The 15,329-nt window shown below is 43.0% G+C and carries 13 protein-coding genes; 8 read left to right on the plus strand and 5 right to left on the minus strand.

The window, feature by feature from the left end; translation table 11 throughout:
* Positions 1-172 precede the first annotated feature (172 nt).
* The 8 genes from thiC (at position 173) to CXF80_RS02965 (ending at position 8,748) form a co-directional block, all read left to right on the plus strand.
* Positions 173-2,191, plus strand: coding sequence for a phosphomethylpyrimidine synthase ThiC (gene thiC / locus CXF80_RS02930; RefSeq protein ID WP_101031072.1), 2,019 nt, complete (start codon positions 173-175; stop codon positions 2,189-2,191).
* 5 nt (positions 2,192-2,196) lie between these two features.
* Positions 2,197-3,915 carry a bifunctional hydroxymethylpyrimidine kinase/phosphomethylpyrimidine kinase gene (locus CXF80_RS02935; protein WP_101031074.1) on the plus strand — a complete coding sequence of 573 codons (1,719 nt, stop codon included), beginning with the start codon at positions 2,197-2,199 and terminating at the stop codon, positions 3,913-3,915.
* Entirely contained in the window at positions 3,912-4,754 is an 843-nt protein-coding gene (locus CXF80_RS02940) for a HesA/MoeB/ThiF family protein (RefSeq protein ID WP_157822170.1), read from the plus strand. The genes CXF80_RS02935 and CXF80_RS02940 overlap by 4 nt, the downstream gene beginning before the upstream one ends.
* Positions 4,741-4,968, plus strand: coding sequence for a sulfur carrier protein ThiS (gene thiS, locus CXF80_RS02945; RefSeq protein WP_101031078.1), 228 nt, complete (start codon positions 4,741-4,743; stop codon positions 4,966-4,968). Before CXF80_RS02940 ends, thiS begins: the two co-directional genes overlap by 14 nt.
* A gap of 2 nt (positions 4,969-4,970) precedes the next feature.
* Positions 4,971-5,786: a thiazole synthase gene (locus CXF80_RS02950; protein ID WP_101031080.1), complete on the plus strand. Its 816-nt coding sequence runs from the start codon at positions 4,971-4,973 to the stop codon at positions 5,784-5,786.
* A complete protein-coding gene (gene thiH / locus CXF80_RS02955) occupies positions 5,783-6,898 on the plus strand; it encodes a 2-iminoacetate synthase ThiH (protein WP_101031082.1) in 1,116 nt (371 codons plus the stop codon). The genes CXF80_RS02950 and thiH overlap by 4 nt, the downstream gene beginning before the upstream one ends.
* Before the next feature lie 87 nt (positions 6,899-6,985).
* On the plus strand, positions 6,986-7,273 hold the full coding sequence (locus tag CXF80_RS02960; protein ID WP_101031084.1) for a chemotaxis protein: 288 nt from the start codon (positions 6,986-6,988) through the stop codon (positions 7,271-7,273).
* 2 nt (positions 7,274-7,275) lie between these two features.
* Positions 7,276-8,748 (plus strand): putative metalloprotease CJM1_0395 family protein, encoded by a 1,473-nt coding sequence (locus CXF80_RS02965; protein ID WP_101031086.1) that lies wholly within the window; start codon positions 7,276-7,278, stop codon positions 8,746-8,748.
* A gap of 235 nt (positions 8,749-8,983) precedes the next feature.
* Here CXF80_RS02965 and CXF80_RS02970 read toward each other — a convergent pair whose 3' ends face one another.
* From CXF80_RS02970 to CXF80_RS02990, 5 genes are all read right to left on the minus strand, one after another.
* Complete coding sequence (locus CXF80_RS02970) at positions 8,984-9,883, minus strand: LysR family transcriptional regulator (RefSeq protein WP_101031088.1); 900 nt, start codon at positions 9,881-9,883, stop codon at positions 8,984-8,986.
* Between the two features lie 108 nt (positions 9,884-9,991).
* Positions 9,992-11,122: a DUF3541 domain-containing protein gene (locus CXF80_RS02975; protein ID WP_101031090.1), complete on the minus strand. Its 1,131-nt coding sequence runs from the start codon at positions 11,120-11,122 to the stop codon at positions 9,992-9,994.
* Positions 11,100-12,902, minus strand: coding sequence for a hypothetical protein (locus tag CXF80_RS02980; RefSeq protein ID WP_101031092.1), 1,803 nt, complete (start codon positions 12,900-12,902; stop codon positions 11,100-11,102). Before CXF80_RS02980 ends, CXF80_RS02975 begins: the two co-directional genes overlap by 23 nt.
* A complete protein-coding gene (locus CXF80_RS02985; RefSeq protein ID WP_101031094.1) occupies positions 12,865-13,821 on the minus strand; it encodes an alpha-L-glutamate ligase-like protein in 957 nt (318 codons plus the stop codon). Before CXF80_RS02985 ends, CXF80_RS02980 begins: the two co-directional genes overlap by 38 nt.
* The gene (locus tag CXF80_RS02990) at positions 13,821-15,329 is read right to left on the minus strand and encodes a UUP1 family membrane protein (protein ID WP_101031096.1); all 1,509 of its coding nucleotides are present in this window, start codon (positions 15,327-15,329) and stop codon (positions 13,821-13,823) included. Before CXF80_RS02990 ends, CXF80_RS02985 begins: the two co-directional genes overlap by 1 nt.

Raw genomic sequence — 15,329 nt, forward strand, 5'->3', positions numbered from 1 at the left:
GTAAGTGATGGTTAATCCCGGGTCTATTTACCGGTTTTGATATCCTGCCAGGTTATTATTTTACTATTTTTTACATATGATTATTAACGTGAACAATAGCGTTTGTATTGTTCACTGCTGCTATCAACACCTCTCCAGACAAGCAACTCTACTCTTAATAATGAGGTTGCTAATGTCAAATCCAAACCGTCGTCAAACTCGAGCTAACGCTCAACAATTTATAGATACCCTTAAACCGTTACAACACCCTAATTCTGAAAAAGTCTATTTACCCGGCAGCCGCGCGGACATTAATGTCGCTATGCGCCAAGTTAATCAATCTGATACCGTGATTGGTGGCAGCGATGCCGAGCCCATCAAGCAAGCTAATCCGCCTATTATGGTGTACGACTGTGCCGGTGCTTATTCTGATCCCCGAGCCAATATCAACGTCCGCCAAGGTTTGGCTAAAATTCGCCAAGCTTGGATTGATGAACGTGCTGACACCGAACAATTATCCGCAGCAAGTTCTGGTTTTACGCAGCAAAGACTCGCCGACGATGGTGTAGATTATTTACGTTTTGATGCTCTCGTTGCCCCTAAGCGCGCTAAAACAGGCAAATGTGTGACCCAAATGCACTATGCTCGCCAAGGCATTATCACCCCAGAAATGGAGTATATTGCCATTCGTGAAAACATGGCTCGCAGTGAGGTTACAGACAGTGTACTGACTCAAAAAGCACCTGGGGAAGCTTTTGGCGCGCATATCGGCCAGTTAATTACCCCTGAATTTGTTCGCGATGAAGTGGCTCGAGGTCGAGCGATTATTCCGCTTAATATTAATCACCCAGAAACTGAACCTATGATTATTGGGCGTAACTTTTTGGTTAAAGTGAATGCCAATATTGGCAATTCAGCAGTGACATCTTCAATTGAAGAAGAAGTTGAAAAACTGGTGTGGTCCACTCGTTGGGGCGCAGATACGGTAATGGACTTATCGACAGGACGCTATATTCATGAAACGCGTGAATGGCTTATTCGTAATTCTCCAGTGCCTATTGGCACAGTCCCCATTTATCAAGCATTAGAAAAGGTTAATGGGGTTGCTGAAGATCTTAATTGGTCAGTGTTTAGAGATACCTTAATTGAACAAGCTGAGCAGGGAGTGGATTATTTTACTATCCACGCTGGCGTGTTACTGCGTTATGTGCCGATGACGGCTAAACGCTTAACCGGTATTGTGTCGCGTGGCGGTTCTATTATGGCTAAGTGGTGTTTAAGCCACCATAAAGAAAGTTTCTTATATGAACATTTTCGCGATATTTGCCAAATTTGTGCTCAATATGATGTGTCGTTGTCATTAGGCGATGGCATGCGCCCCGGCTCTATTGCAGATGCCAATGATGAAGCCCAATTTGCAGAATTAGAAACCCTAGGTGAGTTAGTTAAAATTGCATGGCAATATGACGTGCAAACGATTATTGAAGGCCCTGGTCATGTGCCGATGCAGTTGATTAAAGTCAATATGGAAAAACAATTAGCCCATTGTGACGAAGCGCCATTTTATACCTTAGGCCCACAAACCACCGATATTGCTCCGGGTTATGATCATTTCACCTCGGGGATTGGTGCTGCCATGATGGCCTGGTACGGCGTAGCAATGTTGTGTTATGTCACCCCCAAAGAGCACCTGGGCTTACCTAACAAAGATGATGTAAAGCAAGGACTCATCGCGTATAAAATTGCTGCCCATGCGGCAGATGTGGCCAAGGGACATCCTGGGGCTCAAGTGCGAGATAACGCCTTATCAAAAGCACGTTTTGAATTTCGCTGGGAAGACCAATATAACTTAGGTCTTGATCCTGATACCGCACGGGCTTATCACGATGAATCATTACCGCAAGAGTCAGCTAAAGTGGCCCATTTTTGTTCGATGTGTGGACCCAAATTTTGTTCAATGAAAATCACCCATGAAGTGCGCGAATATGCCGCCAATCTTGAGCAAGCACAAGCGCTTAAGATTGAAGTTGCTTCAGCTAGCGCTTATCAAAGCCACCCTCTAGATCAACATTCAGCTCAAACTCAAACCTTGAGCCAAACTGAGGCGATGGCGCTAAAGTCGGCGGAATTTAAAGCCGCTGGATCGGCGATTTATCATGAGGTTAAACCGGTTGTAAAAGCCGCTATCGACTTAACGGCTGAGGTTGAATAATCACTATGAATTCACCGATTCTAGTCAGTGAATACATAACGCCAACACCCCCTATTGTTTGGACTATAGCCGGTTCAGACAGTGGTGGTGGGGCTGGTATTCAAGCTGATTTATTAACCATGCAGGATTTATCGTGTCACGGGTGTAGCGTGATAACCACCTTAACCGCGCAAAACTCCGTTAGTGTAAGCCTGGTTGAGCCTGTTTCTGAACCTATGCTATTGGCACAGTTTGCGAGTTTACTGGCTGACTTACCGCCAGTTGCGATTAAAATCGGACTGTTGGCATCCCAAGCTCAGGTAGACCTATTGGCGGAGTGTTTGACTCAAATGCGAATGACGCGAAAGATTAGGCCGTTTGTGATACTTGATCCTGTGATGGTCGCCAGCAGTGGTGCTAGCTTTAATCCTATGGATCTCGATTTTAGTCCTCTTATTGGCTTAATTGACTTATTAACCCCTAATCAACATGAATTACGCCGCTTATGTCGTCATTCAGTTTTGGCACAACATCGAACTGATGAGATAGATGTTGAACCGCCTATTGAGTCATCTAATAGATCATCTATTGAAATAAACACCGTTAGCACTTTGCAACAGCAGATGATCAACAACGCTAAGTGGTTATCAGATAGCTTTAACTGCCATGTACTCGCCAAAGGAGGTGATGCCCTTTGGCAGCACCAATTTGCGATAGATATTTATGTGAGTAAAGCCGTAAAGGGCGCCAGTAGTGCCCACGATAATGCATCATTTACATTAAGCAGTCCGCGGATAACCTTGAGCAATAATCATGGCAGTGGTTGTACATTATCATCTGCTATTGCATGCTTTATCGCCCATGATTTGGTGGTGCATGACGCTATCGTATTGGCAAAAGCTTATGTCAGCAAAGGCTTAGCATTAGGCTTCTGTCCTGGGCAAGGTGCTGGTGTGTTAGCCCGAACGGGTTGGCCCGATGATCTAGAGGTTATGCCGTTAATCAACTTAATCACATCAGGCAATCTAGCTCAAGCTTTTACGGTTAAGCGCGCGGCTCATCATGGCTTTACAGGCTTGCTTCAACCGTTAGGTATTTATCCTGTTGTTGATGATCTTAACATACTAAAACAACTGCTATCAGCCGGTTGCAAGACAATCCAATATCGCACTAAGCTCGATGCAGATGCAGACTGTCAGCCGCGATTACCACTGGAAAACAATATCATCACTGCGATTAAACTGGGTCGTGAGTTTCATGCTCAGTTATTTATCAATGACCATTGGCAATTAGCGCTTAAACACGGTGCTTTTGGGGTTCACTTAGGTCAAGAAGACATGGCAAGTGCAGATTTAACCGCGATTGCCGATGGTGGACTTGCATTAGGCTTATCCAGTCACAGTTATTTTGAAGCCTTGTTAGCCCACCAGTATTCACCATCCTATATTGCCCTCGGGCATATTTTTGCCACCACCACTAAAAAAATGCCATCAGCACCCCAAGGGGTCGATAAGCTGACTCGTTATGTCAGCTTATTTTCGCGTCATTATCCAACCGTAGCGATTGGCGGAATCAATCTCAGTAACCTTGCGTTAATTGCTAAGACAGGGGTGGGTGATGCTGCCGTTGTCAGGGCCGTGACCACTGCTGTAGATCCCGCTAAGGCTTATCTAGCCTTGCATCACAAATGGCTACAGCTTACACGGTCGTTACCGCAAGTGAGTTTATCTGCGGAGGGCGTATGAACACTTTATCTGATAGGCACTATATCCAGTACTCGCGCACCATGTTACTGAGCAATATAGGGGAAGCGGGTCAACTTGCCATTATGAATAGCGCTGTGGTGATTGTCGGCGTTGGTGGATTAGGCCATGTAGTGGCGCATTACCTCGCGGCAGCAGGTGTTCAGCACATGCTGTTAATTGACCACGATGTTGTTGAGTTATCAAACTTACCAAGGCAACTGTTGTTCACGGCCGCAGATATTGGCCAAGCAAAAGTCAAGGTTGCAAAAAAGGTGCTAAGTGCTGCTTACCCTGAGATCAACATCGATGTGCTAGCGGAAAAAGTCACGGCCCAGCATTTTAATAAGCTTGCCAAGCAACAAATAAGTAAAACCGTGGTGTTTGACTGCACTGATAATGTCAGTGCTAGGCAGCTGATTAACCTAATGTGTGTTGAGCATCAATTGACACTGGTTAGTGGGGCGATCAGTGGTTATCAAGGACAAGTGTTTTGTATTGATTTTTCATGTTCAGGCTCAGATTCAGACCCATATTCAGACCCAGGCTCAAATTCACAATGCGGTTGCTATCGTTGTTTATACCCACTTGATATGGACATGGCGCTAAATTGTACCCAAGCAGGCGTGCTTGGGCCTGCTGTGGGTATTATTGCCAGTATGCAAGCGCTGGTGGGCATACAACATATCAGTAATACCTTTACCCAATACGGTATTTTACATCGTTTTAATGCTAAGGATTTATGCTGGCAGCATGCCAATATGACTCGAGATCCAGACTGTGAAGTGTGTCATCAGCAGGCATTAACTCAGCATTCGGAGCAGCCTAATGACACATATTGATAGCCATTCTCAGATAACGTTGCAACTCAATGGGGTCGAACAAATCGTTCGGGCTAATTTGAATTTAGCCGAATTACTGATTTTATGTGATTTACCCACTCAGTCTGTTGCCATCGTCGTCAATGATAGTGTTGTACCACGAAGCCGTTGGATGCACGTATTGTGTCAAGCGAACGACAATATTACGGTCTTTTCTGCCGTTGCTGGAGGTTAATAATGTTAACGATAGCCGATCATCAATTCTCGTCGCGTTTATTTACCGGAACGGGAAAGTTTTCAGATCACAACACTATGTTACAAGCGATAGCCAGTTCGGGGTCGCAGTTAGTGACTTTGGCCATGAAGCGTATCGATTTAACACGCGGCCATGATAATTTACTCGGGCCATTGCAAAGTCTGGGGGTAAAATTACTGCCCAATACTGCTGGGGCGCGTAATGCAAAAGAAGCTATTTTTGCCGCTGAGCTTGCTTATGAAATGCTCGGTACTAAATGGATTAAACTCGAAATTCATCCCGATCCTAAATATCTACTGCCCGATCCCATTGAAACACTGATAGCGGCCCAATACTTGTGTGAGCAAGGCTATGTTGTTATGCCTTATGTGCATGCCGACCCTGTGTTATGTCGGCGACTAGAAGAAGTCGGTTGCGCCGCAGTCATGCCTCTTGGCAGTCCCATTGGCAGCAACCAAGGCTTAGCGACGGAAACCTTTTTACGCATCATCATCGAACAAGCCACTATACCAGTGATAATCGATGCTGGAATTGGCGCGCCATCACAAGCTTGCAGGGCCATGGAAATGGGCGCCGCTGCAGTATTGGTTAATACCGCGATTGCCAGTAGTGCTTATCCTCAGAAAATGGCCAAATGCTTTGCTGATGCGGTTGCTACCGGAAGACAAGCATATCTTGCCGGATTAGGCGCAGTAAACCATCACGCTGATGCGACAAGCCCATTAACGGCTTTTTTGACTGATTTATCAATAAAGGTACCAATCCCGACAGCTCATATTATGAGAGATTCAACATGACGTATTCTACGGTCTTTTCGCAATTGGCTCCCGATGCGTTATCGATGAAGCTGTATTCGACTACCGCCAAAGAGGTCGAGTTAGCGTTACGTAACCCTAGCGGCAATATAGACAGTCTTTTAGCGTTATTATCGCCGGCGGCAATGGCATATATTGAACCCATGGCGCAGCAAGCTGCCCAGCTTACACTGCAACGATTTGGTGCCAATATTGGTCTTTTTTTGCCTTTGTATTTGTCTAACCTGTGCGCTAATGAATGTGATTATTGTGGTTTTAGTATGAGCAATAAGGTCAAGCGTAAAACGCTTACTCAGGAAGAGTTAGCCGCAGAAATGGCGATTATTAAACAACGAGGCTTTGATTCGATATTATTGGTGTCTGGCGAGCATGAAACCAAAGTTGGAATGGGATATTTTGAGTCGATGTTACCGATAGTTAACTCGGCTTTTAATTATGTGGCGATGGAAGTTCAGCCGCTGGATACTCATCAGTATCAACGTCTAGGACAGTTAGGGGTCGATGCCGTTATGGTGTACCAAGAAACTTACCGGCCACACACTTACGCTAAACACCATACTCGCGGTAAAAAACAAGATTTCATTTACCGTTTAGATACCCCAGACCGAGTGGCAAAAGCGGGGATTGATAAAATTGGCTTAGGGGTGTTACTAGGACTCGATGATTGGCGATTAGATGCATTACTCATGGGCTTTCATCTAGATTACTTAGAGAAAACCTATTGGCGCAACCGATACAGTATCTCGTTACCTCGTTTACGCCCCTGTACTGGCGGTATTACGCCGAAAGTTGAATTAACCGATGCAGGCTTAGTACAAATGATTTGTGCATTTAGATTGTTTAATCCGCAGCTTGAAATCAGTTTGTCGACTCGCGAGCTACCGTCGTTGAGGGATAATTTACTCCCTTTAGGCATTACCCACATGAGTGCAGGAAGCTCAACTCAACCAGGTGGTTACATGATACCAGACAGTCAGCTTGACCAATTTGAGATCAGTGATAGTCGCTCTGTTGAACAAGTTGTTACTCAAATGAAACTACGGGGGATTAATCCCGTATGGAAAGATTGGGAGATGGGTTGGGTTAAAGGCTAAAATATAGGTTAGTTGTGTTTGAAAACTATACATATTAGTCGATTTAGCCCATACTAAATCGACTTTTTAGGATCAGGAGCGGTTATTATGCAAGTTCAATCAGCGTATGCATCAGGTGTACAAGGATTGCAAAGTGCTCAACAAGGTTTAGCCCAAGCGACAACATCTGTTGCAATGCCAGATCAACAAAAACCGGCGGTGCCTAGCTCATCGACACAAGAGACTGTGACATTAAGCTCTCGTGCTGTTGGACAAACAGATACCACAGCGGCTTTAGTGTCTGCGACTGAATCATCCAATCAAGCTCAAGCATCCTCGAAAGTGATTGAAGTGGCATCTGAGACAGTTGGTAGCTTGATTGATATCCAAGTGTAATCATGAGTGCGTTAATGGTTTCCGCTAACACAGGGTCAGTTATCAATGCTGCCCAAATAAACCATCGCAATTCATTATCCTCACCAGAGGCTCAAACGACTGGCTCTCAAGTAAGTAGCACTAAAATAAGTAGCACTCAAACAACTAGTTCTAAAATAAGTAGCACTCAAACAAATAACGCTCAAATCAATAACGCTCAAGTCAATAACGCTCAAGTCAATAACGCTCAAGTCAATACTACCCAAGCGATAACAACTAAATCCATAGACACCCAATCTGCAGCCGTTCAGTCTAATTGGGTTAACAATAGTTTGGTTAACAATAGTTCGCTTAAATCCAGCTCCAACTCAATTCAAGCAGCGGCCACATCGACATTTAACGCGTCAAAAGACCTCAAGGTTAATTTACCCAGTACGGATACTCAGCCGGGTTTTTCATCTAGTTTCTCAGACAAAAATGACACCCAGTCTCAAAAAATCGTCGGTGCTGATCCACTCCACAGTTACAATTTTAAAAGTGGCCCACTCAATCTGGCTGGTGTATTGAATCGTTCACAAACTCAAGTGCAGGCTCCGGGCGCTGTTGCACCAACATCAGTTGGTACAGGGATATCAACCAGCACGAGTAAAAGTGATACGGCTAATACACAACAACCAGCGGTTAATCATGTTAATAAGCCATCGGTCAGTTCAGCTACACCCATAAATGACACTGCGGGAACTGCATTGTTAGATGATTCCAAAGCAACTGCAGAGCCTCAAGCATCAAACACCCAAGATGAGGGCGCAGCAAACCAAGTTGAGCAAAAGGTAGCAACAAAACAACAGCAAATAGAGCGAGCTGAAACAATACAGATCGACCAACTCACGCAGCGAGATACCGAGGTTAAAACGCACGAACAAGCCCACGCAGCAATAGGTGGCAGTTTAGCTCAAAGTCCAAGTTATCAATATGAAAAAGGCCCAGATGGGCGTCGCTATGTTGTCGATGGTGAAGTCAATATTGATGTGTCGACCGTAGATGGCGATTCCCAAGCAACGTTAAGTAAAATGCAGAAAGTGTATGCAGCAGCAATGGCCCCTGTGCAACCGTCAATGGCAGACATTCATGTTGCGGCGCAAGCATTAAAAAACATCAATGATGCAAACCAAGAGTTAATTCAACAAAGCCAACAAAACACTGGGTCTACACAAAAAAGTCAAAACACCTCTGAGTCCAGTAACCTTTTTACGGCCTCAGATAATCAGCCAGGATCCACGTCAATAACTCATTCCCACAATCCTATCGCGCCTAATAGCCGTACTTTAACGATAAATGACACCCTTGGTGCCGATGAGACTAATATGAATTTATTATCCTCCAGGCGGCCATTATCAGCAGAGCAGGGCCATCTTACTGTTGCAAATGAAACGGTTGTAAAGGGGACTCATGAGGCTGAAATAAACTCAGCTCGTCAAATCGAAATCTACGTGTAATACCCACCTTTATCTATCTCTCATCAGGTATTAATTTAACATTCGCTAAGCCTAGAAAAGCTACCATGCTGAGTGGTTAGATTATGTTGCGTATTGTGAGTCTATTGCAAGTCAATGCAACATAAGTAGCTGAACAAATGGCTTTTTAATAACCGTTTATTATCCCGACCGAGGTTAACTAGATTAAGTGACATCTAGACTTACTTAATGGGAAGAAAATATCTTCTGCTGATAATTAATCATTAAATGGTAAATTATGTTGTTTTAAAATTAAGCTTTCTAATAATTTACAGGCCGGCCCTTGCTGATCTCGATTCGGTATCACTAAGTTAAGCATTATTTTTCGCTGATAACTGCCGCGCAAATGTAATCGGATGAGTTGTTTATTAGCAATTTCTTGTTCGACTAAAAAACTGGGTATCCAGCAAAAACCAATATTGCGAGCCAAAATTATTTTTGCTTCATGAAAGTTAGATACGGTCCAACGCTGTTCTGCTTTTAACCAACCAATATCATTGGTGGCATTTATTCCAGTATCTTTAATCACAATTTGCAAGTGCTGGGCTAATTGCTTGTCATCTTCAATTAACGCGAGTTGTGACAGTGGATGCTCGGGATGACACACAAGTTCAAAACTTAATTCACATAACGGCTCAGCAATATGGCCTTTAGGGGGGGTGGCACAGATAGCAATATCGACCTGATTATTTTTTACTAATTCATGAGTGCCTGAAATCACCGAATCAATAATCGTTACACGAGTGCCGCGACTTTCAGGTAAAAATGCTGTTAATGATCCAACAAGATCGTCCATCGGATAAACAATCTCTCTGGCAATGGTCAGGTTAGGTTCCCAACCTTGGCCTAAATTGCTGGCTAATTGTTCAAGCTCTTCAACCGATTGAGTTAAATGACGGGAACGACGCAGTAATACTTCACCTTGTTCAGTTAAATAGGCTTTGCGGCCTTTTACTTCGAGTAGGTTAATGCCTAATTGGTGCTGTAACTTGGACACGGCATGGTTGAGTGACGATTGGCTTTTATTGAGTTTATCTGCTGCCTGCGCATAGCCTCCAAAATCAACGACTGCTTGGACGATCCGCCATTGTTCTAGCGTTGATTTTGCTCGGCTCATTAAGTGTTCTCTTTACAGGTGACAGAAATTGAAGGAAAAAACCATAACATCTTTTTATGTAAACAAGACAAATGGGGCGCATTTGTCTTCAATATATACAGGTCTTATTTAGTGTAATTTAGTATCACTCGCAGATGCTTTAGGTTTAACTAATTTAGGTAGGTGTTTCTTAGTACTAGCAATATCATTTAAATATGGGCCTTTATGTAATGTGTCAGGCCAATCTAGTAACATCATTGCCAACACATTTCTGTGTTCGCCGCTGGATAAGTCCGCTTTACCATGAGGTGATAGGATCATCATAGTGTTTGGATCGTAGGCTGCAATGACATGTTCTTTCACTTTATCGACAACAGGATTTGAACCATTGCCAGTGATCAAGAAACTAATACCCACTTCAGTAATAATATCTTCTGTAGTGTCCGTTAAAATACGATCGATATTCTTTTCGAAGTAATCTAAAATCCACTGATGTTCTTTTGGATCCACTGGGTATTGATAATACCCGCTGGCTGAAAAAATAAAGTGAGTCATGCCATAAATTTTATTTTTGTATTGGCCTTTTTCAAGCTGGTCATCTTTGCTGTTTGGGTATGTGTTAATAAAGGCCTTTTTGTAAGCCTCATAATAGTCGCCAACACCAATTTGTTTCGCCCAGTACACATAGTTTATTAATTGTGCAGCCCAAGCTTGGATCATCTGTTTATCGGTTAACGCGGGTGCTAAGTTGGCCTTTTTTAGGGTTTTTATCATTAAATCATGACAAGGTCCGGTAAAGCCAAACTCATCGACACGGCTGGCATAGCGTAATAAGACATTGCTATACAACATAAAGTTAGGGTAGGGGGCGATGGCTTTTTTACGTGCTTGGCCACGTGGGCCGTTACCTAATTTATCCACTGCAATTTTTGATTCACTTTTAATAAAACCTGGTTTATCCAGATTACAGGAATAATAGGCTTGGCGTTCAGCAATGGTGAGTAGGTCGATTAATGAACCGTTGGCATATTTGGTTTCACCCGTCATACGGAATTGACGAATGGCATAATGTCCTTGGACTCGTGGGGGTAATGAATAAAGATTGGTCTCTAAATTGGCTTTAATCCCATGATAAACTTGTTCAGCTGTTAAATTATGAGCTACTTTTTCAACGGGCTTTGTTGCGAAAACCACACTACTAAACAACGTAGCTGACAATAGTAAGTACCAGAGTGCTTTACTCTTGTGTAGTACCAGCATGTTTAAATCTCCTGATGAGTGAATGTGGGTCAATCGGTGGGCCAATAAGCTGCTCAAGTTTATCGTTTAAGGTTAAATCTGTTTCGTTGACAACTAATAAATTAAATATATCCCTGGTCGATATTGTAGGGGATGTCTGGGCAATGACTAATTGAGCCAATGCAGTTTGCCATAGAGGAAGATAATGATTAATGCCTTCATTAGCAATAGCTTGATAACTATATATTGCATCAGTAGCATTAGGCCATGGCTGGCCAAAACTTTGTTCAAATTTGTCTGATAATTGCTGATTATAACCTAACCAAATATCTTGATCAGTCCCCTTCAAATCACCTTCATACTGATAAAATGCCAGCGCGACTTTTGCTCTAAATACCCACAGTTGTTTCTGGTAATTCGCGGCGAGTTCGCTACGTTCAGACCGTAATGGCAAGCTAAGTTGTTGCTTAATGTAGTGAACTAACCATTGCGTTGCAATAGCATGGGCATCGGCGTTTTGGCCTCGATGGTTGAGAAAATAAAACTGGCCACCTTGAGCCAAGGATACTATTGCTTGGCTCAAGGCGTTAATTAATTTGTGTTGTTGTGTTGTGCGAGTTAATTGTTGTGGAAAGCTGAGCACATATTGGCCAAATTGATGACCAACCACAGTTTGTTTTATCAGCTGACCGTCTACGTTGACACCAGATTGTAACTTATCTGGTGGGTAGGTGAAAATCTCACCCAATAATCTTTGTTGATGCCAAACTCGAATAATTTGCGTGTCACTCAAGGCCCTATGTTGACTATCATCAGTGGAGGGATCTTTGTCTATAGTCGATTTTTCTACAATGATTAGCTCAAACTTGAGATCTAAAGGCTTAAGGCTTTGCAATATTTGCTGTAAAAATGCATTCGCAGTTACCGTATCCATGTTCGATGATTTACTGGCACGGCCTAAAGCTTGGGCAATATTCCATGGCGCGATATTTAGATTGGTTGTTTGGTCGGCTAAAAATTGCTCTAATAATAGAGGGGTTAAACCATGAAATGACAGCTGTGCCTGTGCTGTATTGCCATATTCTTGAAGCATTGCATGCTGCTGTTGCAGTTGATGGATCAATGCCAGTGCAGGGGCTTGTTGGTCTTTAGTTCGAACTTGATAGGCGAGCCAAGATTGTTTTCTGCAGAGTTCATTGGGTTGTTTAATTAAATACTTGGCAATACTAATATCGATATTGGTAGTACTTTCATGTTTAATTGCTTCATCAGTATTGGCTGCATTGGTTAATACACAATCTTGCTGATTAAATTGCATTGTAAATTGCCGCGATGACAATGCTTGATTAATGCTGGCCTGGGCGCTGTGCAGTTTTGACTTTTTGATTAAAGTCCATTGCGACCGTTTTATCGCAACTAAACGTTGTGCAAACTGATTATAAGGTGGTGCAAGGTGTTGTAACTGATCGATTAGGGATTGGGTTTTCGGGGCTGTAGCTAAAGCATAAAATTCATCGGCAAGGTGGAGTTGGCACCATAATAAGCCTTGTCTACTGAGGTTATCATTGGCAAAAGGGCGGTAGTATTGAATTCTGTCGTTGATATTATTTAACGCAATTGTGCGTTTTTCAAATTCAACAGCTTGTTGTTCAAACGACTGAAAAGTGACAAGGCTATCTTGTCCTAAGTCAGGTTGATATTGTAAGCACTGTTCAATGAACAGTGCTAATGGACCCGCCACCGCGTTTGAGGTGGCTAATAGATTAAAAAATAGGGTTGCTACAAAAATGCTTTTTAGCATAAGCCACACGTTCCTCAACTGACATTGCTGAGCTTTTCATCGCCTCAACATGCTTAAGTCGAGGTAACATCCCTCTACCATTGGCAATTTGAATGGTTAAACCTGGGCGAGCATTTAATTCAAGTAATAATGGGCCTTTGTTTTTATCTAACACCATGTCAGTACCTAAATACCCTAACTCACACATTTCATAGGCACTCGATGCCGTATGAAGTAAAGTTTCCCAATGAGGAACTGTGATGTCCGACAGAGGGAAGTGAGTATCAGGATGTTTATCAACGGGTAAGTCAAATTGCACTGCATGTAAACTGTTTCCGGTGGCGATATCTAAACCCACACCCACAGCGCCTTGGTGTAAGTTTGCCTTGCCATCAGATGCTGAAGTCGATAAACGTAACATTCCCATGACAGGAAAGCCTTTAAACACAATTAAGCGGATGTCAGGGACACCTTCATAGCTTAGGCCTTCAAACACCGGATCAAATTCAATTAACCCTTCTACAATCGCGACATCTGGCTTACCACCCAGTGAAAATAATCCACTTAAAATATTTGATACATGACGATAAATTTCGCTATGCGTCACTTCATGACCATTGGACTTGTAATAACAGCCATTGCTCACTCTGGTGATCACCATAATGCCTTTACCGCCAGAACCTTTTGCCGGTTTTATCACAAAACCGCTACGGTCTAGGACCATAGCTGGAATTTCTTGGATTTTATGTTGTTGGTGAACAACCCCAATTAAATCGGGAACCGCAATGCCATTAGCCAGCGCAAGTTGTTTAGTAATCAGTTTGTCATCAACGCGCTTATAAAACTTGCGCTGATTGTAACGACCAATATAGCTAATATTGCGCCTGTTCATGTTGAGTACACCGCTACGGCTCAATTCCCAGGGCCAGGCGTACTTCATTATTGCTCTCCAACTAATGGTTTAAAGCGTTTTAGCTCAGTTAAACGGTAACCTGTGTACTGGCCCATCACTAATACCAAGGCTAAGATCACTAAATGAATACCCAAGAAGTTAAAGACCCAATATTGGACTATTTGATTGTCCATGGCTAGGTATGCCAATGTTGCTACAAACAAGCTGCCGCCACCTGAGACAAAGACTTTCTTAGGGCCTTCCTCTTCCCAGAGAATCGACATACGCTCAATGGTCCACGCTAGGATGATCATTGGGAAGAAGGTTACAGTGAGTCCTTCATTTAAGCCTAATTTGAATGAGATTAAGGTAAATAACCCAATAATGAAAATCACCACAATAATCACCGCCGATATTCGGGAGATCAGTAGTAAGTTGAGGGTCGACAGATAGGAACGGATCATTAATCCACAGGCTATAATCAGTAAGAAACCAATTAAGCCTGTTAATAAGGTGGTTTGAATAAAGGCCATGGCAATCAATACCGGCATAAAAGTACCCGATGTTTTAATGCCGACAATGACGCGCAAGAAAACCACCACTAATACCCCAATAGGAATTAATAGAATGCCTTTAAAGGTGCTTTGTTCTTCAAGCGGTAACTGATACAAGGAAAAGTCCCACGCATCGTCATTCATCATCATGTCAATAGAGGTTGCCAATGCGGAGCGAGTATCCTTTAACATTGAGAAATTCACTAATGAATTAGTCCCCCCCATAACATCAAGCACTGAGTGTCCGGAATATTCCCATAACACTAGCGTATTATCACGGCCTTTCTTGTTGTTTGGAACGTCAAAAAGTATCCATTCACCATCATTATAAATCTGAACGTATGATGTGAGCTGCTGACGACGTCGTTGATCTTCGAGTTGCAAACCATTAATGATCCGTGCCGGCACGCCTTTTGAGTGCAACATATGCACAAACAAATTTGTTGAGGTGTTGGCTGATAACAACAACGCCATATTTTGGCTTTGATCATTATCATTAATTAAATTCATTAACTGCTGTGCAAAAGACAAGTTTGTTGCACTGCGGATCCATACTTCTTCAATTATTTGGTCTGCTGCTGATTTTTCTGTTGCAGGCCATAAATAAGGTTCAGGCGTAAGGGGTTCTTCATCTGTTTCAATATTGAGTTTGCCTGTTGGGACTAGCGTGACTCGATAATACAGTGCTTGTGGGCCTGAAGCTTCACGAATTGACCAAACGGCACGGCGATTATCGGTATCAGCGGAAATGTTTAAGCCATAACCTGATGACGAAGCATTCTCGACCAATATGTCAAAGGCAGGATCGTTAGGTATTGAAAAATTAACTTCAGCGGGTTGGTTTGTACCATTAAAACTAACCTTGGCATCTATGGCCCAACTTTGCACTTGTTCACCCGGTAAAAAAGGCACATTGTGCTCAATACCACGGTAAATACTGGCACTTATCCCTGCGATAAACAGCAGTACAACGAATATGTAAAACGGTTTACGAGAATGCAT

The sequence above is a fragment of the Shewanella sp. Actino-trap-3 genome, assembly GCF_002836275.1.
In the GTDB taxonomy this organism is placed as follows: domain Bacteria; phylum Pseudomonadota; class Gammaproteobacteria; order Enterobacterales; family Shewanellaceae; genus Shewanella; species Shewanella psychromarinicola.